Origin of the sequence: Ralstonia sp. GX3-BWBA (assembly GCF_003290055.1) — a bacterium.
GTDB classification, from domain to species: domain Bacteria; phylum Pseudomonadota; class Gammaproteobacteria; order Burkholderiales; family Burkholderiaceae; genus Ralstonia; species Ralstonia holmesii.
Genome location: NZ_QMKS01000019.1, coordinates 23,038 through 43,455, shown reverse-complemented (window position 1 = coordinate 43,455; position 20,418 = coordinate 23,038). Strand labels below are relative to the sequence as shown.

Annotated in this window: 18 protein-coding genes; 5 read left to right on the top strand and 13 right to left on the bottom strand. The window is 65.8% G+C overall.

The window, feature by feature from the left end; all coding sequences use genetic code 11:
* Positions 1-3: 3 nt before the first annotated feature.
* A complete protein-coding gene (locus DOD19_RS17530; RefSeq protein WP_239498029.1) occupies positions 4-918 on the bottom strand; it encodes a hypothetical protein in 915 nt (304 codons plus the stop codon).
* Positions 919-1,588: 670 nt separating this feature from the next.
* A complete protein-coding gene (locus DOD19_RS17520) occupies positions 1,589-2,239 on the bottom strand; it encodes an XRE family transcriptional regulator (RefSeq protein ID WP_024977976.1) in 651 nt (216 codons plus the stop codon).
* A 94-nt stretch (positions 2,240-2,333) separates the two neighbouring features.
* Between DOD19_RS17520 and DOD19_RS17515 the strand changes: the two genes are divergently transcribed.
* The 4 genes from DOD19_RS17515 to DOD19_RS17500 are packed head-to-tail and all read left to right on the top strand — an operon-like array spanning position 2,334 to position 6,806.
* A complete protein-coding gene (locus tag DOD19_RS17515; protein ID WP_024977977.1) occupies positions 2,334-3,626 on the top strand; it encodes an MFS transporter in 1,293 nt (430 codons plus the stop codon).
* An 11-nt stretch (positions 3,627-3,637) separates the two neighbouring features.
* The gene (locus DOD19_RS17510) at positions 3,638-5,161 is read left to right on the top strand and encodes an amidase family protein (RefSeq protein WP_112187217.1); all 1,524 of its coding nucleotides are present in this window, start codon (positions 3,638-3,640) and stop codon (positions 5,159-5,161) included.
* Between the two features lie 21 nt (positions 5,162-5,182).
* Positions 5,183-5,539, top strand: coding sequence for a RidA family protein (locus DOD19_RS17505; protein ID WP_112186865.1), 357 nt, complete (start codon positions 5,183-5,185; stop codon positions 5,537-5,539).
* A 13-nt stretch (positions 5,540-5,552) separates the two neighbouring features.
* Positions 5,553-6,806, top strand: coding sequence for an FAD-binding oxidoreductase (locus DOD19_RS17500; protein ID WP_112186864.1), 1,254 nt, complete (start codon positions 5,553-5,555; stop codon positions 6,804-6,806).
* Here DOD19_RS17500 and DOD19_RS17495 read toward each other — a convergent pair.
* The 5 genes from DOD19_RS17495 to DOD19_RS17475 are packed head-to-tail and all read right to left on the bottom strand — an operon-like array spanning position 6,803 to position 13,127.
* On the bottom strand, positions 6,803-8,284 hold the full coding sequence (locus DOD19_RS17495) for an NAD-dependent succinate-semialdehyde dehydrogenase (protein ID WP_112187215.1): 1,482 nt from the start codon (positions 8,282-8,284) through the stop codon (positions 6,803-6,805). The two genes, DOD19_RS17500 and DOD19_RS17495, sit on opposite strands and share 4 nt — an antisense overlap.
* 20 nt (positions 8,285-8,304) lie before the next feature.
* Positions 8,305-9,390: a tartrate dehydrogenase gene (locus DOD19_RS17490; RefSeq protein ID WP_112186863.1), complete on the bottom strand. Its 1,086-nt coding sequence runs from the start codon at positions 9,388-9,390 to the stop codon at positions 8,305-8,307.
* A gap of 29 nt (positions 9,391-9,419) precedes the next feature.
* Positions 9,420-10,223: a 4-hydroxy-2-oxoheptanedioate aldolase gene (hpaI, locus tag DOD19_RS17485; protein ID WP_112186862.1), complete on the bottom strand. Its 804-nt coding sequence runs from the start codon at positions 10,221-10,223 to the stop codon at positions 9,420-9,422.
* Positions 10,192-11,529 carry an MFS transporter gene (locus tag DOD19_RS17480; RefSeq protein ID WP_112186861.1) on the bottom strand — a complete coding sequence of 446 codons (1,338 nt, stop codon included), beginning with the start codon at positions 11,527-11,529 and terminating at the stop codon, positions 10,192-10,194. The genes hpaI and DOD19_RS17480 overlap by 32 nt, the downstream gene beginning before the upstream one ends.
* A 50-nt stretch (positions 11,530-11,579) precedes the next feature.
* Positions 11,580-13,127, bottom strand: coding sequence for an altronate dehydratase family protein (locus tag DOD19_RS17475; RefSeq protein WP_112186860.1), 1,548 nt, complete (start codon positions 13,125-13,127; stop codon positions 11,580-11,582).
* A 163-nt stretch (positions 13,128-13,290) separates the two neighbouring features.
* On the opposite strand from DOD19_RS17475, the gene DOD19_RS17470 reads away from it, so the two are divergent.
* On the top strand, positions 13,291-14,343 hold the full coding sequence (locus DOD19_RS17470) for a LacI family DNA-binding transcriptional regulator (RefSeq protein WP_112186859.1): 1,053 nt from the start codon (positions 13,291-13,293) through the stop codon (positions 14,341-14,343).
* A 3-nt stretch (positions 14,344-14,346) separates the two neighbouring features.
* On the opposite strand, the gene DOD19_RS17465 is transcribed toward DOD19_RS17470, so the two are convergent.
* From DOD19_RS17465 to DOD19_RS17440, 6 genes are read right to left on the bottom strand one after another with little or no spacing between them, the layout of a single operon-like run.
* Positions 14,347-15,825: a M81 family metallopeptidase gene (locus DOD19_RS17465; RefSeq protein ID WP_112186858.1), complete on the bottom strand. Its 1,479-nt coding sequence runs from the start codon at positions 15,823-15,825 to the stop codon at positions 14,347-14,349.
* Between the two features lie 20 nt (positions 15,826-15,845).
* Positions 15,846-17,108, bottom strand: a complete 1,263-nt coding sequence (locus DOD19_RS17460) for a Zn-dependent hydrolase (protein WP_343226197.1) — start codon at positions 17,106-17,108, stop codon at positions 15,846-15,848.
* Positions 17,105-17,818: an ABC transporter ATP-binding protein gene (locus tag DOD19_RS17455; RefSeq protein WP_112186856.1), complete on the bottom strand. Its 714-nt coding sequence runs from the start codon at positions 17,816-17,818 to the stop codon at positions 17,105-17,107. Before DOD19_RS17455 ends, DOD19_RS17460 begins: the two co-directional genes overlap by 4 nt.
* Positions 17,815-18,585: an ABC transporter ATP-binding protein gene (locus tag DOD19_RS17450; RefSeq protein ID WP_024977990.1), complete on the bottom strand. Its 771-nt coding sequence runs from the start codon at positions 18,583-18,585 to the stop codon at positions 17,815-17,817. The genes DOD19_RS17455 and DOD19_RS17450 overlap by 4 nt, the downstream gene beginning before the upstream one ends.
* On the bottom strand, positions 18,582-19,550 hold the full coding sequence (locus DOD19_RS17445; RefSeq protein ID WP_112186854.1) for a branched-chain amino acid ABC transporter permease: 969 nt from the start codon (positions 19,548-19,550) through the stop codon (positions 18,582-18,584). Before DOD19_RS17445 ends, DOD19_RS17450 begins: the two co-directional genes overlap by 4 nt.
* The gene (locus DOD19_RS17440; protein WP_024977992.1) at positions 19,550-20,407 is read right to left on the bottom strand and encodes a branched-chain amino acid ABC transporter permease; all 858 of its coding nucleotides are present in this window, start codon (positions 20,405-20,407) and stop codon (positions 19,550-19,552) included. Before DOD19_RS17440 ends, DOD19_RS17445 begins: the two co-directional genes overlap by 1 nt.
* Positions 20,408-20,418: the final 11 nt, after the last annotated feature.

The window sequence follows — 20,418 nt, the reverse complement described above, 5'->3', positions numbered from 1 at the left end:
GCGTCAGGCAACGCGGCGCAGAAAACCCGCGCCAACAAAGAGACCGCCCAGCCAGCTCAGCGTGAGCGCCACGGCAACGAGCATTTCAAGCAGATCGGTGGCATCGCCAGGTATGCGCAGCGCCAGCGCAATCACCAAAGCCATCAGCACACCCGCGGCCAGCACGCTCACCAGGAGCGCGCCCAGCCCGGTCGACAACGTGCGTACGACGGGCGGATGCACATGCGCCGGCGGACACAGCTCTGACATGCGCGCACGCACATAGGCCGCCGTGCGGGTGCCATCTGTGGCGTCGGCGTGATGCCGCATGACGTGCATCCAGGTTCGGGTGTCCAGCACCCCGGAACTCAGTTCCTGTGCAACGCGCCGCAGGGCCGCGCGTTCGCGTGCGTGGTCGGTGGCGTCAGAGGGCGTTTCATTGGGGGCGGGCTTGTCGAACACGGCCGGTGCTGCAGCAGGATCGGTCAGCCGCACCTCATGCCGATAGGTCACGCGCACGCGGCGCGAAAACCAGACGTACGCTGCCGAGCCGATGAGCAGCAGCGCCTCCGCTGCCAGCAGCAGCGTGATGGGCATGCGCCCTGCCGTACCGCCGGAGGCTTGCATGGTCCACGCGTGGATGCCGCCGCTCATGGCCAGCGTGGCCAGCAGCTGGAGCACGCCGTATCCGAGCCACACCATCGGAAACCAGCGCACACGCAAGAAGGCCAGGGTAACGAGCCCCAGCGGGAAGACGAGCCCAGCCAGCGCCGGCGCCGCCCGCGCCGGCCCGCCGTTGGCCTCGCCGAGCGTGAGCATCATGCCCATCGCCAGCACGATCGCCAGCGCCGGCAGCGTGTTCAGCCACAGCAGTGTCACCAGCCAGCCGCGTACGCCGTACAGGTGATGGGCCCGCGCGCGCGCCGCCGAAATTGCCATCCAACTCTCTTGCATGAAGCTCCCCGACCGGGTCTGCCATGCGTCGCATGTGGCGCCGCGTGACTTCTGAATTTTCGCGATTGTGTCACCGGGGCAAGGCAGTTGCCCCCCTCCAAAGTGGGGACAGCCGCACATTCTCGCCAATGTCTTGCCACATCCAATGCTGGCAAGGCTTTGCGGGTGATTAGTTGTTCTTAACTCAGATATTGAAAACGCTGAGTGTTGTATTGACGCCTGCGCGCAAGCGCTCCTGCACCGCGAACCCCTGCATGTCCGCTCCGCATACCGGCCCGAACCATTTGCATGTCATGTGGGCAACCAGGCTCCTTACACTCGCTGCAAACCACGAGGAAGCCGATATGCGCCCATACCGTTTGCCGCAGTGCCTGCTGTCCGCCCACACCCTGAGCCTTGCGCTCGCTGGTCCGGTCAGCGAGCGCACGCACCGCTGATATCTACGGCATCAAAGACCGCGGCACTGTGCAGCCCGGCAAGTTTGCCGATCTGGTCATCCTCGACCCTGCCACCTACGCCGACCGTGCGCGCTATGACAGCCGGGGCTGCCGCCCGTGCGTGTGCGCTGGCTGCTGGTCAATGGCACGGTGGTGGTGGCCGACGGCAAGGCTGCGCCGGATGTTCTGGCGGGGCGGGCGCTGCGCAAGTCAGCCGCTCAGATCACGTCGCCAAGTTCGCGCACATCGGTGCCGGTGCAGCACGCGAGTATCTCGGCGTCTTCCTTGCTGACGGACAGATAGACGTGCCCGACTGCGCTGTCGAAGTACAGGCTGTCACCGGGCGCCAGGCGAAAGGCTTCACCGTTTTCGAAGCGCAGTTCGATCTCGCCGCCCAGCACGAAGACGAACTCCTCGCCGGGGTGGCGGATGTAATCGGGAAAGTCGTCGACCGAGCGTGCGCGGATGTGCGCGCGCATCGGCAACATGCGTTTGCCGGTCAGTGCATCGGCCAGCATGCCGTATTCGTAATTCGGCGTGTCATAGATGACTTGGCCGCCCGAGGGCGTGAAGGTCGGGCGCAATGGTCCGGCATCCGGCGTGCGGCGCCGGCCGAGCAGTTGCTCGAACTCCAGCCCCAATGCCTGCGCCAGGCCGGCAAACTTTTCATACGTCAGCGCAATGTCGCCGCGCTCGGCTTTGGAGATGGTCGACAGCGCCACGCCAGAGCGCTCCGACAGCTCTTGCAGCGTCAGCCCGCGCGCCTTGCGTGCCTCGCGAATGCGCGCGCCGACCTCTTGGTGATTGAGCTGCGCCGGTGCCTCGTCGATTGGATGGGCCTGGATAGCCGCTTTTGCGCTGGATGCCACGCATGTCTCCGGGTTTTCTCGTATACGAGAATTTGATTTTTCTCGTATACGATAACTCAAACCCTCCCCAGCCTCCAACCTAGGAGAGCAGCCCGTGTCGACACTCGCCCTCGACAGCCGCCCCGCGCTGTCACGCACGCAAGTCATTGCCGCCACTACCATCGGCACAGCGCTGGAGTTCTACGACTTCACCATCTACAGCTACTTCGCCATCCAGATCGGGCAACTGTTCTTTCCATCGGCATCGCCGGTGAACCAGTTTCTGTTGTCGATCGGGGTGTTTGGCGTGGGCTTTGTGGTGCGGCCGCTCGGCGGCGTCATCATCGGTGCCTATGCTGACCGCGTCGGCCGCAAGAAGGCGATGGTGCTGACCATCATGATGATGGCGCTGTCGTGCGCGCTGATCGCCACGGCGCCCACCTACGCCACGGCCGGCATCTTCGCGCCGATGATCGTGCTTGCCGCGCGCCTGATGCAGGGCTTTGCAGCAGGTGGCGAATTCGGGCCCGGCACCACGCTGCTGGTCGAGTACGCCAGCGACCGCACCCGGGCGTTCTTTGCGAGCTGGAACTTTGCGGCAACCGCACTGGGGCTCGCGCTGGGCGCGGCGGTCGCCACACTCATCAACGTGACGCTGTCCAAAGAGGCGGTGCTCGCCTGGGGCTGGCGGCTGCCATTCCTGCTGGGCATTTTTGCCGCGCCAGCCGGCATGCTGATCCGCCGCCGGCTGGAAGAAACGCTCGACCGCCGCGATGCAGCGCCCGGTCACGCCAAGCCGCAGGGCGCCCTCAAGGCCGCGCTGACCACACATCTGAAGCTGACCATTCTCGGCACCTTTGCAGAGCTTGGCGGCTCGGTGTCGGTGTACATCACCGCGTTCTTCCTGCCGAGTCACGCGGTGCGCACGCTGCATATGTCGCCCACGGCGGCAGTGGCTTCCGGCGTGGTCAGTTCGCTCGTCCTGTTTGTGGCCGCACCGATTGCCGGGCGCATGGCCGATCGCTACACCCGCAAGCGCTTGCTGGTCACCTCGCGCATCATCATGCTGCTGGCGGTCTACCCCGCGTTTGCCTTTCTGGGCGCGCATCCAACGCCGCTGGCGCTGTACGCGGTATCCGCATTGCTGGCGGTATTCGTCGCCGCGCAGATCGTGCCCGTGCTGGTGATGATCCCGGAGCTGTTTCCCAAGCATGTGCGCGCCACCGGCATTGCACTCACGTATGTGGTGAGCGCATCGTTCTTCGGCGGGTTCTCGCCGTTCATCGCGAGCTGGCTGGTGGAGCGCACGGGCAACCCGCTGGCGCCGGCGTGGTATGTGGCGGCGGCATGCCTGGTGTCACTGGTGCCGGTGATCTGGCTGCGGGACCGTACCGGCGAAGCGCTTTAAAGGGAATGTTCATGTCGCACAACGACACACTCGTCAGCCGTTCTGCCGTGGAATTGCGTCGGATGATCGGCGCCAAGGAAATCTCGCCCGTCGAGTTGCTCGACGCCTGCATCGAGCGGATCGAAGCCATCAACCCAGCCGTGAATGCCATCACGGCGACGTGCTACAGCCACGCCCGCGACGCCGCCCGTGCGGCCGAGCGTGCCGTGCTCAATGGCGAACCGCTCGGCCTGCTGCACGGCCTGCCGCTGGGCGTGAAGGATCTGGAAGACACCGCCGGCCTGCTTACCACGTATGGCTCGCCCACCGCACGCAGCAACGTGCCGACGCAGGATGTGCTGCTGGTCGAGCGCTTGCGCGCAGCGGGCGCCGTGCTGGTGGCAAAGACCAACGTGCCGGAGTTCGGTGCCGGCGCCAACACGCGCAACCCGGTGTGGGGCGCGACAGGCAACCCGTTCAACCCGATGCTGAATGCAGGCGGTTCGTCGGGCGGGGCGGCAGCGGCGCTGGCGTGCGACATGCTGCCCGTCTGCACGGGCTCCGACACCGGCGGCTCGCTGCGCATTCCGGCCTCCAAATGCGGTGTGGTCGGCTTTCGGCCATCGCCGGGTCTGGTGCCGAATTCGCGCAAGAAACTCGGCTGGACGCCCATTTCGGTGGTCGGCCCGATGGGACGCACCGTGGCCGAAGCCTGCCTGCAACTGGCCGCCACGGCGGGCCTGGCGGCAAGCGATCCGCTCAGCTTTCACGTCGATCCACTGAGCTTTGCCACGCCCGCACCCGTCGATCTCTCCACCCTGCGCGTCGGCTGGACAGAGGACTTCGGCTGCTGCGATGTCGATGCCAGCATCCGCACGGTCTTCCGCGAGCGCATTGCCGCCATCGCGCCGATGTTCCGGTCGTGCGAACCCGTGCAGTTCGACCTGGGCGAGGTGCATCGCTGCTTTGACGTGATCCGCGCAGAGAGCTTCGTCGCCGGCCTGCACGATGCCTATACGCGCGACCCGGCGTCGATCGGCCCCAACTCGCGCGCCAACTATGAACTGGGCGCCGCCATGACGCTCGCTGACTGCGCGTGGGCCCAGGCTGAACAGACGCGCATCCTCAAGCGCTTCCAGGCGGCCTTCGGCCAGTACGACGTGATTCTGTCGCCCACGACGCCGGTGTCGCCGTTTCCATGGAGCGAGCTGTATGCCACGCACATCGACGGCCGCGCGCAGGAGAACTATTACCGCTGGCTGGCGCTGACGTACGTCGTCACGCTGACCACGCACCCAGCGATCTCCTTGCCATGCGGTGTTGACCACGCGGGCATGCCGTTCGGCCTGCAGATCGTCGGGCCCTTTCACGGCGACCGCAGAACGCTTGCCGTGGCGCATGCGCTTGAGCAGGCTTTCGATGCGTCTGATACGCTGCGGCGGCCGCGTCCAGACCTCGCCAAGCTCACGCAACCGACGCCTGCACTCCAATCCATCGTCACCGCGCCGCCGGTGTTCGATGCCGCCACGAGCGGCATGGGCACCTCGGCCGTCTGAACCTACAACGACCTCCTCGACATGATCGATATCCAACGCCTCCACACCAACGCCCGCATGAGCCAGATCGTGATCGCCAACGGCATCGTGCATCTGGCCGGGCAAGTGCCCGGCGTCGATTTCCTGTCGGTGACGGAGCAGACCAACAATATCCTCGAGCGCATCGATGCCCTGCTCGCCGAAGAGGGCGTGGACAAGACGCGACTGATTTCCGCCAACATCTGGTTGACCGATGCCAAGCACTTTGCCGAGCTGAACGCGGCCTGGGAGGCCCGGGCGCCGGCCGGCCACGCACCCACACGCGCCTGCGTGCAGTCAGGCCTGATGCGCCCGGGCATTGACGTGGAAATTGCCGTCACGGCGTTGGCCAAGCGTTAAGGAGCGGGTTGCCATGCGCTTCGACACCCTTGTGCTGGGCGCCGGCATTGTCGGCGTATCGGTGGCGGTGCATCTGCAGAAACGCGGGCGCGCCGTCGCCCTGGTGGACCGCCGCGCGCCGGGCTTTGAGACGTCGTTCGGCAACGCCGGGCTGATCCAGCGCGAGGGTGTGTATCCGTATGCGTTCCCGCGCGACCTGTCGACGCTGTTGCGTTATGCGAGCAATACGTCGGCGGACGTGCATTACCACCTGGGCGATCTGCCCCGGCTGCTGCCGTTTCTGTGGCAGTACTGGCGCAATTCGCACCCCACGCGGCACGCGGCGATTGCACGTGCGTATGCGCCGCTCATCGCACATAGCGTGAGTGAGCACCGCGCACTGGCCGAAGCCGCCGGCGCCATGCATCTGATCCGCCCCAGCGGCTGGATCAAGGTCTTCCGCAACACGGCCACGCAGGACAAGGAAACCCGCAACGTCGAACGCTGGCAACGCGAGTACGGCGTCGCCTTTGAAGCGCTGGACCCTGCGCGCCTGCGCACGGTTGAACCGCATCTGGATACATCGCTGCTGGGCGGTCTGCGCTACACAGAAGCCGATTCCGTGAGCGACCCGAACGCCCTGGTCACGGCCTACGCGAAATACTTCCAGCAACTCGGCGGCCGCCTGTTTGAAGCCGATGCCAACACGCTCACGCCCAACGCACCGTGGCTGCTGCAAACCAAGGAAGGCGAGCTGCGCGCCGACAACGTCGTCATCGCCATGGGCCCCTGGGCGGACGTCATCACCTCGCGCCTGGGCTACAGCCTGCCGCTGGCCGTCAAGCGCGGGTACCACATGCACTACGCGCCCGCGCAAGGTGCGCAGTTGAACCATCCCGTGCTTGATGCCGACGGCGGATATGTGCTCGCACCGATGGCGCGCGGCATTCGCCTGACGACCGGCGCGGAACTCGCGCACCGCGATGCACCCAAGACGCCCGTGCAACTCAACGCCGTCGAGCCCGTCGCCCGCAAGCTCTTTCCGCTGGCCGAACGTGTGGATGCGGAACCGTGGATGGGCGCTCGCCCCTGCACGCCCGACATGTTGCCGATCATCGGGCCCGCGCCGCATCATCCCAGCCTGTGGTTCGCGTTCGGCCATGCACACCACGGCCTGACGTTGGGGCCGATTACCGGGCGATTAATTGCAGAAATGATGACGGGCGAGACACCCACCGTGGATGCTCGCCCGTTCCGTGCACAACGCTTCTGGGATTCAGCGCGCTAGTTCAACCCGCCCTGGCACAGGTACTTGATCGACAGATAATCGTCGAGCCCGTACTTGGAGCCCTCGCGGCCGTAGCCCGATTCCTTCACGCCGCCAAAGGGCGCCGCCTCGCTGGCAAGCGCGCCTTCATTGATGCCGACGATGCCCGCTTCCAGCGCGCGTGATACCCGCTCGATGCGGCGGATGTCCTGCGTGTAGAAGTACGACGCGAGGCCGAACGGCGTGTCGTTGGCGGCTTGCACGGCTTCGGCTTCATCGACAAAGCGGAACAGCGGCGCAACGGGGCCGAACGTTTCTTCGCCGCACAGGGCCATGCCGCTGTTGGCGTCGGCCAGCACGGTGGGCGCATAGAAGTGTTCGCCAACTTCCGGCAAGCGCTTGCCACCGGCCAGCACGCGCGCACCGTTGGCGACGGCGTCCTGCACGTGGCGTTCGATCTTGTCGACAGCGCGGGCGTTGATCATCGGGCCGATCTGCGCATCCGGATCGGTGGCGGGTGCAACTTTCAGCGCGGAAACCCGCTCGGCTAACATGGCACCAAAGCGCTCATACACGCCGGCCTGCACGTAGACGCGATTCGGGCACACGCACGTCTGGCCGCCGTTGCGGAACTTGGCCGCCAGCAAACCCGTGATGGCCGCATCGAGGTCCGCGTCGTCAAACACGATGAACGGCGCGTTGCCGCCCAGCTCCAGCGACAGCTTCTTCAGCGTGCCCGCCGATTCGCGTGCCAGATGCTTGCCCACCGGCGTGGAGCCCGTAAAGGTGATCTTGCGCACGCGGCTGTCGTGCAGCCAATCGGCCACGGCTTCGATGCCGCGATCACGCGAGGCGGAAATCATGTTCAGCACGCCCGGCGGCAGCCCCGCTTCCTGCGCAAGCTGCGCCAGCGCGAGCGCCGTGAGCGGCGTGTCTTCCGCCGGCTTGGCGACAACGGTACAGCCCGCCGCCAGCGCCGGCGCGATCTTGCGCGCAATCATCGCCAGCGGGAAATTCCACGGCGTGATGGCCGCCACGATACCCACGGGCTCCTTGACGGCGCTCATTCGCTTGCCGCGCTGCTGCTGCGGGATCAGATCGCCATAGATGCGCGTGGCCTCATCGGCAAACCACGCGACGTACGAGGCGCCGTACATGACCTCGCCGCGCCCTTCGGCAAACGGCTTGCCCTGCTCCAGCGAAATCAGCCGCCCCAGCGCATCGGCATTGGCGACGATGGCCGCGTGCCAGCGGCGCAAGATTGCAGCGCGTTCGGCAGGCAGCGTATCGCGCCACGCGGGAAAGGCGCGTGCTGCCGCGTCGGTGGCGGCACGCGCGTCTGCGGCGCTGCTGTCAGGCACGTTGGCGATGAGGCTGCCGGTGGCAGGGTCCGTCACGGCAAAGCGTGCGCCGTCTGTGCTGGCAACCCATTGACCGTCGATCAGGTTGTCGGTGCGCACGAGCCCCGTCTGACGGAGTTGGTCGAAGCTGAAAGCCATCGTCGATTCCTTCAAGCCGTTCAACCGAGGTGCGCGGCAATCGCCTCGCCCACCTGCGTGGTGTTGGCGGTGCCGCCCAGGTCTGGTGTGCGCGGGCCTTCCTTCAACACGGTCTCGATGGCCGCGACGATAGCGTCGTGCGCGGCGCGCCCTTCGCCCTGGCCTTCGGTCAGGAAGTCGAGCATCAGTGCCGCCGACCAGATCATCGCGATCGGGTTGGCGATGTTCTTGCCGTAGATGTCCGGCGCGGAGCCGTGCACCGGCTCGAACAGCGACGGGAACGTGCGATCGGGGTTCAGGTTGGCGGAAGGTGCCAGGCCAATCGTGCCAGTCGTCGCGGGGCCAAGATCGGACAGGATGTCGCCGAACAGGTTGGTGGCAGCCACCACATCGAAGCGACCCGGCTGCAGCACGAAGCGGGCGGTCAGGATGTCGATGTGCTGCTTGTCGAGCGTGACATCGGGGTAGCTTTGCGCGACTTCATCCGCGCGCTTGTCCCACCACGGCATGCTGATGGCGATGCCGTTGCTCTTGGTGGCAAGCGTCACATGCTTGCGCTCCCGGCTCTGGGCAAGGTCGAAGGCGAACTTCAGCAGCCGCTCCGCGCCCTTGCGCGAGTAGACCGATTCCTGGATGACGATCTCGCGGTCGGTGCCTTCGTACATGATGCCGCCGAGCGACGTGTATTCGCCTTCGGTGTTCTCGCGCACGACGTAGTAATCGATGTCGCCCGGCTTGCGATTGGCCAGTGGGCACGGTACGCCTTCAAACAGACGCACGGGGCGCAGGTTGATGTACTGGTCGAATTCGCGGCGGAACTTGAGCAGCGAGCCCCACAGCGAGACGTGATCGGGCACCGTAGCCGGCCAGCCGACCGCGCCGAACAGGATGGCGTCCATGCCCTGCAGTCGCTGCTTCCAGTCATCCGGCATCATCGTGCCGTGCTGCTGGTAGTAATCACAACTGGCCCAGTCGATGTGCTGGGTTTCGAGGCTGATGCCGAAGCGGCGTGCGGCCGCTTCGAGCACGCGCAGGCCTTCGGGCATCACTTCGCGGCCGATGCCGTCGCCGGGGATCACGGCGATCCGGTAGTTCTTGCGGGTCATGTCAGGTCCGGTAGAAAGAGGAAGAAGAATCAGGCACCTTGCGGCGCGATGAACTCACGGGCGAGCTTGCGGGCGCCGTTGGCGAACATCAGGATATCAACGCCGGTGGCGACGAAGGTGCAGCCCAGTTCCAGATAGTGACGTGCCAGCGCCGCATCGGACGTCAACGTGCCGGCGGCCTTGCCCGACGCAACAATCGTGCGCACGGCGTTGTCGATGGCAGCCTGCACATCCGGGTGGCCTGCATTGCCACGGTGGCCCATCGACGCTGCCAGATCCGCCGGGCCGATAAACACGCCGTCCACGCCATCCACATTGCAGATGGCTTCAAGGTTTTGCAGCGCGGTAACGGTCTCCGCCTGGACGAGCAGGCAGGCTTCGTCATCGGCAACCTGCAGGTAATCGGTGCGGGCGCTCCAACGCGATGCGCGGCCCACTGCACTGCCCACGCCGCGAATACCGCGCGGGGGATAGCGCACCGCGCGCACGAGTTCGCGCGCCTCGTCCGCCGTGTCGACCATCGGCACGAGCAGCGTGCGCGCGCCAATGTCGAGCAGGCGCTTGATGAGCGACGGATCGCCGTTGTACGGGCGCACGATGGGCTCGGCGCGGTACGGCGCTACGGCCTGCAGTTGCGCGAGGATCGTGCGCACGTCGTTCGGGGCGTGCTCGCTGTCGATCAGCAGCCAGTCGAAGCCGGCGGTGGCGCTTACCTCCGCCAGGTACGGATCGCTCATCGCCAGCCAGAAGCCGATCTGGCGTTGCCTGGCGGCCAGCGCGGCCTTGAAACTGTTCGGGCGGTCAAGCGCGGGCGTTTGCATTGCGTTGGTCATGCGAATGGAGTGTTTCAGAAGTGGGCTCGAAGCTGATGGGTTCCACCTTGCCGAGCAGGAAAAGGTAATTCAGGATCGCCAAGCCGATCAGCGCGGCGGAAAACACCAGCGCCGGAATGAACGAGCCCGTGGCACCCACGATGGCGCCGGTGACGATCGGGCCGACCACGCCGCCCATGTTCGACACGCTGTTCTGCAGGCCCGCCACCATCGACACGTTGTTGCCCGGTGCCACGTCCGCCGGCAGCGCCCACACCTGCGACGCCGCCACGGTCGTGCCCGACTTGGCGATGCACAGCAGGATGACCGCAACCACCGCCGATTGCGCGAACGCGGCCAGCCCGATGCTCGATGCCATCACCAGCCCGATCACCAGGAAGAGCTTGCGCGTGGCCGTGAGCGAAAGCTTGCCCGACGCATACACGCGGTCTGACGCCCAGCCTGCAAACACCTCCACAAACATCGACACGAACAGCGGCAGCGACGCCATGAAGCCCATCTCCATCAGGCCCATGCCGCGTTCCTTGACGAGGTACGTCGGCAGCCATGTGATGAAGAAGTACGAGTTGTAGTTGATCATGAAGAAGCCGATGCACATCGCCCAGATGTTCCGGTGCGTGAGCAGCTTCGTCCAGGGCACCTTGGGTTCATCCTTGCGGGCTGGCGGCAGGCCGCGTTGGATGTGGGCGAGCTCCGCGGCGTTCACGCCCTTGTGCGCTTCGGGCGTTTCCTTGAACACCGCCCACCACACCACCGCCCACACGAGGCCCAGCGCGCCCGTCACCGCAAAGGTGATCTTCCAATCGAACATCACCAGCAGCCACGCGATGAGCGGCAAGGCGACAGCGCTACCCAGCTTGGAACCGCTGTCGAAAATGGCCGCCACCGTGGCGCGTTCCTGCTTGGGGAACCAGCGCCCTGTAATGCCCGCGCTGCTGGGGTACGCACCCGCCTCCCCGATGCCCAATGCCACACGCAGGCCCACCAGCGACTTGAAGCCGTTGGCCAGGCCCGTCAACGCCGTCGCAACGGACCACCACAGCACCGCAAACCCGAGCACCTTCTTCTGCCCCAAACGGTCGGCCAGAATGCCCGCCGGCAACTGCAGCAGCGCATACGACCAGAAGAACGCCGACATGACGACGCCCATTTCCACCGCGCTCAGGTGGAATTCTTTCTGGATGTGCGGCGCGGCGGCCGACAGCACGGTACGGTCGATGTAGTTGATGGCAATCGCCGCCCACATGAGGCCGGCGACGACCCAGCGCACTTTGGAGCGCGCCCCGCCTTGTGATGTGTCCTGCATGGTTTGTCTCCTGTTTTGTAATAGGTGATGCGTGCCTTCGAGTCGAGGCGCTAACTCACGATGCCCATGTGCCAGGGCACGAATTCATGGTCTCCAAGACCGAGCAGCTCGCTCTTGGTGCGCTCGCCCGAGGCGGTGCGCAGGATGTGTTCGAAGATGTCCTGGCCCATCTCTTCCACCGAACGTTCGCCGTCGAGAATGCGGCCGCAGTTGATGTCCATGTCTTCTTCAAGCCGGCGGAACATGGGCGTGTTGCTGGCGAGCTTGATCGTCGGTGCGGGCTTGGAGCCGAACATCGAGCCGCGCCCCGTGGTGAAGCAGATGAGGTTGGCGCCGCTGGCAATCTGGCCCGTCACGGCAACGGGGTCGTAGCCAGGGGAATCCATGAAGACGAAGCCGGCGCGGTCAATGGGCTCGGCGTATTCGTACACGGCCTGCAGGGGCGTGGTGCCGCCCTTCATGGCCGAGCCGAGTGATTTTTCGAAGATGTTGGCCAAGCCGCCCTGCTGGTTGCCGGGGCCAACCACACCGTTGAACTGGCCGTTGTGGCCGCGCGTGTAGTTCTCCCACCAGGCGAGCCGATCAAGCAGCTTCTGGCCGACTTCCGGCGACACCGCACGGCGCGTGAGCATGGTTTCCACGCCGTGGATCTCTGGCGTTTCCGACAGAATGGCCGTGCCGCCGTGGCGCACCAGCAAATCCATCGCGGCACCCAGCGCCGGGTTGGCGGTAATGCCCGAGAAACCATCGGAGCCGCCGCACTCCAGGCCGATCTTGATATGGCTGGCCGATACCGGGCGACGCACGATGGCGTTGGCCGCCGGCAGCATCTTCTGGATGGCGGCGATGCCCCCCTCGATGGTGGCGCGCGTACCGCCGGTGTCCTGCATCACGAGCGTGTGCATCAGCTTGCCGGTTTCCAGGCCTTGGCTTGTCATCAGATCTGCCACCTGGTTGCGCTCGCAGCCCAGGCCGACGATCAGCACCCCCGCCAGGTTTGGATGCCGCGCATAGCCCGCCAACGTGCGGCGCAGCACATCGAAATGCTCGGATGGCGACGACATCCCGCAGCCGCTCGTCTGCGCAAATGCCACCACGCCATCCACATTGGGAAACGGCGCCAGGCGCTCCGGCGTGAACCACGCCGCAATGTTCTTGATAACGGTGGAAGAGCAGTTGACCGACGCGAGGATGCCGATGAAGTTGCGCGTGGCCACACGGCCGTCGGGGCGGACGATGCCATTGAACGTTGCGCGCTGCGCCTCTGGGATGTAATCGACCGGGCGCACATCCAGGCCGAAACCCGGGTCGCGTGCATAGTCGATCAGCTCCACGTTGTGCGTATGAACATGCTCGCCCGCTTCGATATCGCGCGCTGCCCGGCCAATGATCGTGTCGTACTTGCGGATGAATTCGCCCTGCGCGATCCGCCGCGCGGCGATCTTGTGGCCGGCCGGCACCTGCGCGCGCAGGCGCACCGCGGTGCCGTTAATCGACAGGTTCGCCCCAAGCGACAGCCCTTCGCGCGCAATCAGCACGTTGTCTGCCGCGTTCAGCTGAATCAGCGGCCCAGCGTACGTTGGGGTTGCCTGCAACATCCTTTGCTCCTCCGGGCTGTCTTCTGGTGCAGCCGTCGTCTATCGTCAGTTTTGATGTTACCGGTTTATGTAACCGGTAACATTGGCGCAATCGTAGTCGGGTTTTGCGATAATTGCTAGCCCCTTCGTTCCCCTGTGTTTCCCTAATCGGCCTCTCGATCACGTGACCAAGTCCCCCGCCGTGTCCCTCTTAGAAACCGCACCCGCCGCCGCACGCCGCGCGCGCAAGAACACCGGGCGCGTCACATTGAGCGACCTTGCCAAGCTGGTGGGCGTGACCAAGGTGACGGTGTCACGCGCGCTGAACACGCCAGAGCTGGTATCGAGCGACACGCTGGAACGCGTGCGCGCAGCGGTACGGCAGACGGGCTATACGCCGGACCTGGTGGCCGGATCACTGGCGTCCAACCGCAGCCGGTTGATCGTCGCGCTCATCCCCACGATTGCGGGCAGCGTGTTCCAGGAAACGGTGGCGGCACTCACCACGGAACTCGCGGCGGCGGGCTATCAATTGCTCATCGGCCAGAGCGGCTATGACGAATCACGCGAAGACGCGCTGCTCGACGCCATCGTCGGGCGGCGGCCTGCGGGCATCGTGCTGACCGGCGTGGTGCATTCGGCCAGCGTGCGGCAGAAGCTGCAAGCCGCCGGCGTGCCGGTGGTGGAAACGTGGGACATCACGCGCAACCCGCTGGACATGCTGGTGGGCTTCTCGCACCAGAAGGTGGGGCAAGCGGCAGCGCGCTATCTGAAGCAGCGCGGCGCAAAGCGCCCTGCCGTCGTCACGCCCAGCGACCGCCGCGCGCAGGCACGCGCGCAAGCCTTCGTGAAGGCGTTCGACCCGGATGTCGACATTCCCGTGATTGCCGCTGAATCCCCTGCCAACCTGGGCGATGGGCGGCGTGCGCTGGGCGAATTGCTCGCGCAGCATCCGGACACCGACGCCATCTTCTGCGGCGCCGACATCCTCGCGCTCGGGGTGTTGATGGAAGCGGAACACCGCGGCGTTGCGGTGCCCGCACAGATTCGCGTGGTCGGCTACGGCGACCAGGTGTTCGCCAAGGACACCACGCCTGCCCTCACCACAATCCGCATCGACGGCACGGGCATTGGCAAGCTGGCGGCAACGTTGCTCATCGATCGCATCGAGCACGGCGACGAAGAACGCCGCACGGTCGACGTGGGCTTCACACTCGTTGAGCGCGACAGCGCGTAGCGCTCAGGCTGACACCGCTTCCGCATCGAGCGGAAACACAGGCCGCTGCACCTTCGCAAACGGAAAGCGCGCGTAGTCCGAACTCGTTACGCCGCCGCCGTCGCACTCCACCACGGCTTTTGCGATGGGCACGAACACGGGCCGGCAATACATGCGCGACTTCAGCAGAACGAAGCGCGCGGCATGCGGGTCCACGCCGATGTGCGTAAAGATACCGAGGTCCCAATGCTCCTGCGGCGTCTCGGTGACGACCACCTGCGCCGCGCCAATGTCCAGCAGCGCCGTGCGCCCCATGCGGATGCGCTGCCCGGTGTAGGTCGGCCCCGTGATCGTGTATTCACCGTCGCTGATGGCGGCGACCTTGCCCGTCAGCGCGCGCGGCACCGGGTAGATGCCCAGCTGCGCAAGCGGCACCTTGTCGCCCACCGGCAGCGTGACGGTGGCGCCAACGCCGGCCTCGATCATTGCGGCGACGGCCTCGGGGTCGCACACAGGCCCGACGGCGATGTCACTCAATCCTTGCTTCAACGCTTCGTGCAGGACGTGCATGTCGTCGCACGTGCCGCCGGACATGCAGTTGTCGCCGTGGTCGAGCAGCAGCACGGGGCCGCTGCCCGGCGCGTCCGCCAACTTGGCTGCGCGGGCGACCGATTCACTCAGCGGTTCGGAGCGGTAGACGAACCCTTCGCGGTCGGCCCAGATGGCATCAGCAATGCGTTGCGCCGCAGCGTCGGCAGCGTGCTTGTCGCCGTTGCCGACCACCACGATGGAAAGGCACGGCGCGGAAATGTCCGCCAATCCGAATCCGGCCAGGATCGACACGGCCAGCATGCCGTCCTGCTCCGCCTGCTTGGCCAGCGCCACGGCGCGGTGCATCGCGCCTTCATCGGTGCGGCTGCGCAGCGTGTGCGTGACCAGCGGCAAGCGGCGCCACGCGAGCACGGGGTTCGCGCGGCCGGCCAGCTTGTCGAACAGCAGGCGCCCTGCATGCTCCCCGGTTTCATACATGTCGACGTGCGGATACGTCTTGAAGCTGACCGCGATGTCGGCCAGGTCAATGAACTTCTGCGTGAGATTGCCGTGCAAGTCGAGCGCGACGGCAATCGGCACGTCGGGCACGACCGCGCGCAAGCGTTCGAGCAAGTCACCCTCGCCGTCGTCGCTGTTCTCGGCGACCATCGCGCCGTGCAGGTCGAGCAGCAGCGCGTCGCACCCCGGCGCAGCCGCGACAATCGCGTCGCACAACGCGGTGTACGCATCTGCGGCCACGCGCCCGCTGGGGTTCGCACCGGCAACAACGGGCACGACAATTTTCGCGCCGGCCGCCTCGGCCAGATCAATGAACGCACCGGCCGCCGTACGCGTGCCCTTGGCGGCGCGATAGGCGTCAGCGCCGTAGTGCGGGTTGAAAGATGCCAGCGGCGTCGGCACCGGCGAGAACGTATTGGTCTCGTGATTGAAGCGGGCGATCAGGATGCGCATGGGGCGGTCTGGTGGTGGTGTCAAACGCGGCCGGCGGCTTGCAGCATCGCGTGCAGCAGCACGTTGGCCCCGGCTTCGAGATGCTCTGGGCGGGCGTCTTCGATCTCGTTGTGGCTGATGCCGTCCTTGCACGGCACGAAGATCATCGCGGTGGGTGCCACACGGGCAAGGTAGACCGCGTCATGGCCCGCCCCGCTGATGACGTCCATCTCGGACAAGCCCAGCGCACGCGCCCCGCTGCGCACCGCGTCCACAAGCGTCGCGTCGAACGGCTGCGGCGGAAAATAGACCACCTGGCGCAACGCAATGTCGATACCGCTGCGTGCGGCCAACGCCGTCACGGCGTCATGGAGTGCGGCGTCCATGTCGGACAGCATCGCATCGTCGGCGGCACGAAAATCGATCGTCATCGATACGCGGCCTGGGATCACGTTGCGCGAATCCGGGTGCACGCTCAGGCAGCCCACCGTGGCGCGCGCATGGGGTGGCCGCTCCCGCGCGATGCGGTTGGCAATGCCGACAAGCTCCGCCGCGGGCAGCAACGCATCGCGGCGCAGCTCCATCGGCGTGGGGCCAGCATGCGCCTCCATGCCAGTCAGAACCACGTCGTACCAGCGTTGGCCCAGCGCGCCAGTCACCACGCCAATCGTCGTGCCGTGCGCTTCGAGCACCGGCCCTTGCTCGATATGCGCCTCGAAGTAGGCTCCGATCTGCCTGCCGCCAACCGGCTCGGCGCCTGCGTAGCCGATGCTGCGCAGCGCCTCGCCCACGGCCACGCCATCGCGGTCCTGCGCGGCCAGCACGGCGTCCAGCGCAAACTCGCCGATGAACGCGCCAGAGCCCATCATCACCGGCACGAAACGCGAGCCCTCTTCGTTGGTCCACACGGCCACTTCGATGGGCGCTTCGGTTTGAATGCCCGCGTCGTTGAGCGTGCGTAAGACCTCGATGCCGGCAAACACGCCGTAGTTGCCGTCGAACTTGCCGCCGGTCGGCTGCGTATCGATATGGCTGCCCGTCATGACCGGCGGCAGCGCATTGTTGCGCCCGGGGCGGCGTGCGAACAGATTGCCGATGGCATCCACGCGCACGGTGCACCCGGCAGCCTTTGCCTGCGCAACAAAGAAGTCACGGCCCTGGCGGTCGAGATCCGTCAGCGCCAGGCGCCGCACGCCACCCTTGGGTGTCGCGCCAATGCTGGCCTGCTGCATGAGCGTGTCCCACAGGCGCGCGCCGTTGATACGAAGTTGAGTCTCTGTCGTCATCATTTCTCGCGAGTTCATGCGGCCAGGCCGACGCCGAGGTAACGGTCCTTGACGGCGTCGTCGGTGCGGAAGGCTTCGTTGCTGCCGGTGTAGACCACGCGGCCCTGTTCAATGATCACGTGGCGGTCAGCCAACTGCGTGCAAACCTCCAGGTTCTGCTCGACCAGCAGGATAGACACGCCCGCCTGCTTGATCATCTTCAACTGCGCGACGATCTCTTCGACGATGACGGGCGCCAGGCCCTCCACCGGCTCGTCCAACATCAGCAGGCGCGGGTGGTTCATCAGCGCACGGCCAATAGCCAGCATCTGCTGTTCGCCACCGGAGAGGTTGGCGCCACCGTTGCGCCGCCGCTCGTGCAGGCGCGGGAAGATGCGGTAGATGTCGGCCAGTTGCCACGGAGAATCGCGCCGCGCGCCGAGCTTCAGGTTCTCTTCCACCGTCAGCAGCTTGAAGATGCCGCGATGCTCCGGCACGAGGCACAAACCCTGCGCGGCAATGCGATGCGCCGGCAGTCCGGCAATGTCCTTCCCGCGAAAGCGCACATGCCCGCGCGGCGGCACCACGCCGGCAATCGCCTTGAGCGTGGTCGACTTGCCCGCGCCATTGCGGCCAAGCAGCGTCACCAGTTCTCCCTCGCCCACCGAGAGCGCCACGCCCTGCAGCACGTGGCTCTTGCCGTAGTAGCCGTGGAGGTCTGCAACGTCGAGGATCGCCGTCGTTGTCATTTCTTGCCTCCCGTGATCATGTTGCCGAGATACGCGGCACGCACGCGCGGGTCCGCTCTTACGGCATCGGGCGTTCCTTCCATCAGCACCTTGCCCTGCTGCATGACGGTGATGGTGTCGGAGATGTCCATCACGATGTCCATGTTGTGCTCGATCAGCACGACGGTATGGTCCTGCGCCAGGCCGCGGATGAGCGCCTTCATGGCGGGCAGATCGTCCACGCCCATGCCGGAAGTCGGTTCGTCGAGGAAGATCGCGCGCGGGTTGGCGGCCAGTGCCATGCCCACCTCCAGCCGGCGCTGCTGGCCATGCGAGAGTGCGGCGGCCGGCGTATCGGCCAGGCGTGGCAATTCAAGCCGATCAAGCACGCGGTCAACCGTATCGGCGCAGGCCAGCTCGCCCTGCGGCAAGCGCCAGCCGTGCATGGCACGACGCGGCGCGGTACCGAGTGCCGCAAGGCGCAGGTTCTCGCGCACGGAAAGGCTCGGGAACAGGCTCGTCACCTGGAACGAACGTGCAATGCCGCGCTGCACGCGCTGGAAATCGGCCTCGCGCGTCACGTCGTGGCCATCGAAGACGATGGTGCCGCTGGTGATCATGCGTGTGCCCGTGAGCATGTGGAACAGCGTGGTCTTGCCGGCGCCGTTCGGGCCAATGACGGAGTGCACCGTCCCGGGCATCACACGCAGATCGACGCCGCCCAGTGCGGTGAACTTGCCGTATTGCTTGACGATGCCGGTGGCTTGCAGGATGGGCGTGGTGGTCATGCGCGTTCCTCCTGCACCGCCGGTGCATTACGCGTTGCACGCACGCGTTGCCACAGCTTCTGCCCGAGCCCGAACAGCCCGCGCTGCATGAACAGGCTCACCGCAATCAGCAGGAAGCCGAGCAACATCAGCCAGCGCGGCCACAGGCTGGAGAGCCAGTCCGACAGCAGCACGTAGAACGCCGCACCCAGCACTGAGGCAAACACGTTGCCCGTGCCGCCGATGACGGTCATCACCAGAATCATCTCGCTGACGTGGTAGTCGATATTAGCCAGCGGCGCGATGCCCGTGAGCATGGCGTGCAGTGCACCGGCCAACCCGGTCACCGCACCCGAGATGACGAACGCCAGCAGCTTGAACGTACGCACGTTGTAACCGACGGCGAGGGCGCGTTCTTCGTTGTCGCGAATCGCCAGCAGCGTGCGGCCGAATACCGATTCCGTCACGCGCTGCACGAGGAAGAACACAACAAGGAACAGCGCCGCCACGAACGCATAGAACGCCCAGGGTGAGCCGGCAAACGCCGGGCGCGGAATATCGAGCAGGCCGTTATCCCCGCCCGTGAGCGACGGCGTGGTGTAGGCCAGGAAATAGAACATCTGCGAGAAGGCCAGCGTGAGCATGACGAAGTACGTGCCGCGCTGGCGGATGGCAAACCACCCGACCACCGCCGCCACGATCGCACCGACCACGACGGCCAGAACAAGCGCCACGGGCATCGGCAGCGCCAGTTGCGTGAGGCCGATGCCCACGGCATAGCTGCCCAGCCCGAAGAAGATGCCCTGCCCGAACGACAGCAGCCCCGTGTAGCCGAGGAGCAGGTTGCAGGCCATGACGGCCATCGCGTAGACGAGCACTTCGGTGGCCAACGTGCCGGACGTCAGCACCAATGGCAGCAGCAACGTCACGCCCAGCGCCAGCCACCAGAAGCGGTAGCGCGAGAGTCCATGGAATGCGGCTTGCATCATCCCCTCCCCAGCAGGCCGTGCGGGCGCAGCAGCAGTACGGCTGCCATCGCCACGTAGATCATCAGCCGCGCGCCCTCGGGCCACAGCGTGCTCATCAGGCTCTGCACGATGCCGACCAGCAGGCCGCCGACCAGCGCCCCCGCAAAGCTGCCCATGCCGCCCACCACCACCACAACGAAGGCAACGCCGAGGGCTTCCACGCCCATGAAGGGCTCCGCACCGCGAATGGGCGCCGCCAGCACACCGGCCACCGCCGCCGTAGCCGCACCCAGTGCGAACATCAGGCTGAACATGCGAAACACGTTGATGCCGAGCAGCGACACCATCTCGGTCGATTCGCTACCCGCACGCACCGCACTGCCCAGCCGCGTGCCTTCCAGCAGCCACCACAGGCCGAGCGCCAGCACAGCGGTAAAACCGATCACGAAGAGGCGGTATTTCGGATAGACGAAATCGCCCCACATCACGACGCCCTGCAGCGCATCGGGCGCCGGCACATCCACGCCCAGCGGTCCCCACGCCACGATGATGAGTTCCTGCACGACCAGCGCCAGCCCCACGGTGACGACGATGTGGAACTCGTGCGCCTGTGCATACACGTGGCGCAGCAGCACCTTCTCCGTCACCCAGGCAAGCGCGCCGATGACGATGGGCGCAAGCACAAGCGCCAGCCAGAAATTCATGCCCATCTGCAGGGCCTGAAAGCAGAGATACGCACCCAGCGCATAGAACGCGCCGTGGGCGAAATTGACGAAGCGCAACAGCCCGAAGATGATCGACAGCCCCACCGCCAGCAGGAAGTAGAGCATGCCGATCCCCACGCCGTTGACGACCTGGAGCAGGTAGACGTTCATTGCGTTGATCG

Coding starts and splice junctions, on each gene's coding strand:
- DOD19_RS17510 (WP_112187217.1), top strand. CDS start 3,638: ATGTCGCACAACGACACACTCGTCAGCCGTTCTGCCGTGGAATTGCGT.
- DOD19_RS17440 (WP_024977992.1), bottom strand. CDS start 20,407: ATGAACGTCTACCTGCTCCAGGTCGTCAACGGCGTGGGGATCGGCATG.
- DOD19_RS17495 (WP_112187215.1), bottom strand. CDS start 8,284: ATGGCTTTCAGCTTCGACCAACTCCGTCAGACGGGGCTCGTGCGCACC.
- DOD19_RS17460 (WP_343226197.1), bottom strand. CDS start 17,108: ATGAACTCGCGAGAAATGATGACGACAGAGACTCAACTTCGTATCAAC.
- DOD19_RS17505 (WP_112186865.1), top strand. CDS start 5,183: ATGATCGATATCCAACGCCTCCACACCAACGCCCGCATGAGCCAGATC.
- DOD19_RS17465 (WP_112186858.1), bottom strand. CDS start 15,825: ATGCGCATCCTGATCGCCCGCTTCAATCACGAGACCAATACGTTCTCG.
- DOD19_RS17490 (WP_112186863.1), bottom strand. CDS start 9,390: ATGACCCGCAAGAACTACCGGATCGCCGTGATCCCCGGCGACGGCATC.
- hpaI (WP_112186862.1), bottom strand. CDS start 10,223: ATGACCAACGCAATGCAAACGCCCGCGCTTGACCGCCCGAACAGTTTC.
- DOD19_RS17450 (WP_024977990.1), bottom strand. CDS start 18,585: ATGACCACCACGCCCATCCTGCAAGCCACCGGCATCGTCAAGCAATAC.
- DOD19_RS17530 (WP_239498029.1), bottom strand. CDS start 918: ATGGCAATTTCGGCGGCGCGCGCGCGGGCCCATCACCTGTACGGCGTA.
- DOD19_RS17475 (WP_112186860.1), bottom strand. CDS start 13,127: ATGTTGCAGGCAACCCCAACGTACGCTGGGCCGCTGATTCAGCTGAAC.
- DOD19_RS17500 (WP_112186864.1), top strand. CDS start 5,553: ATGCGCTTCGACACCCTTGTGCTGGGCGCCGGCATTGTCGGCGTATCG.
- DOD19_RS17445 (WP_112186854.1), bottom strand. CDS start 19,550: ATGCAAGCCGCATTCCATGGACTCTCGCGCTACCGCTTCTGGTGGCTG.
- DOD19_RS17480 (WP_112186861.1), bottom strand. CDS start 11,529: ATGCAGGACACATCACAAGGCGGGGCGCGCTCCAAAGTGCGCTGGGTC.
- DOD19_RS17455 (WP_112186856.1), bottom strand. CDS start 17,818: ATGACAACGACGGCGATCCTCGACGTTGCAGACCTCCACGGCTACTAC.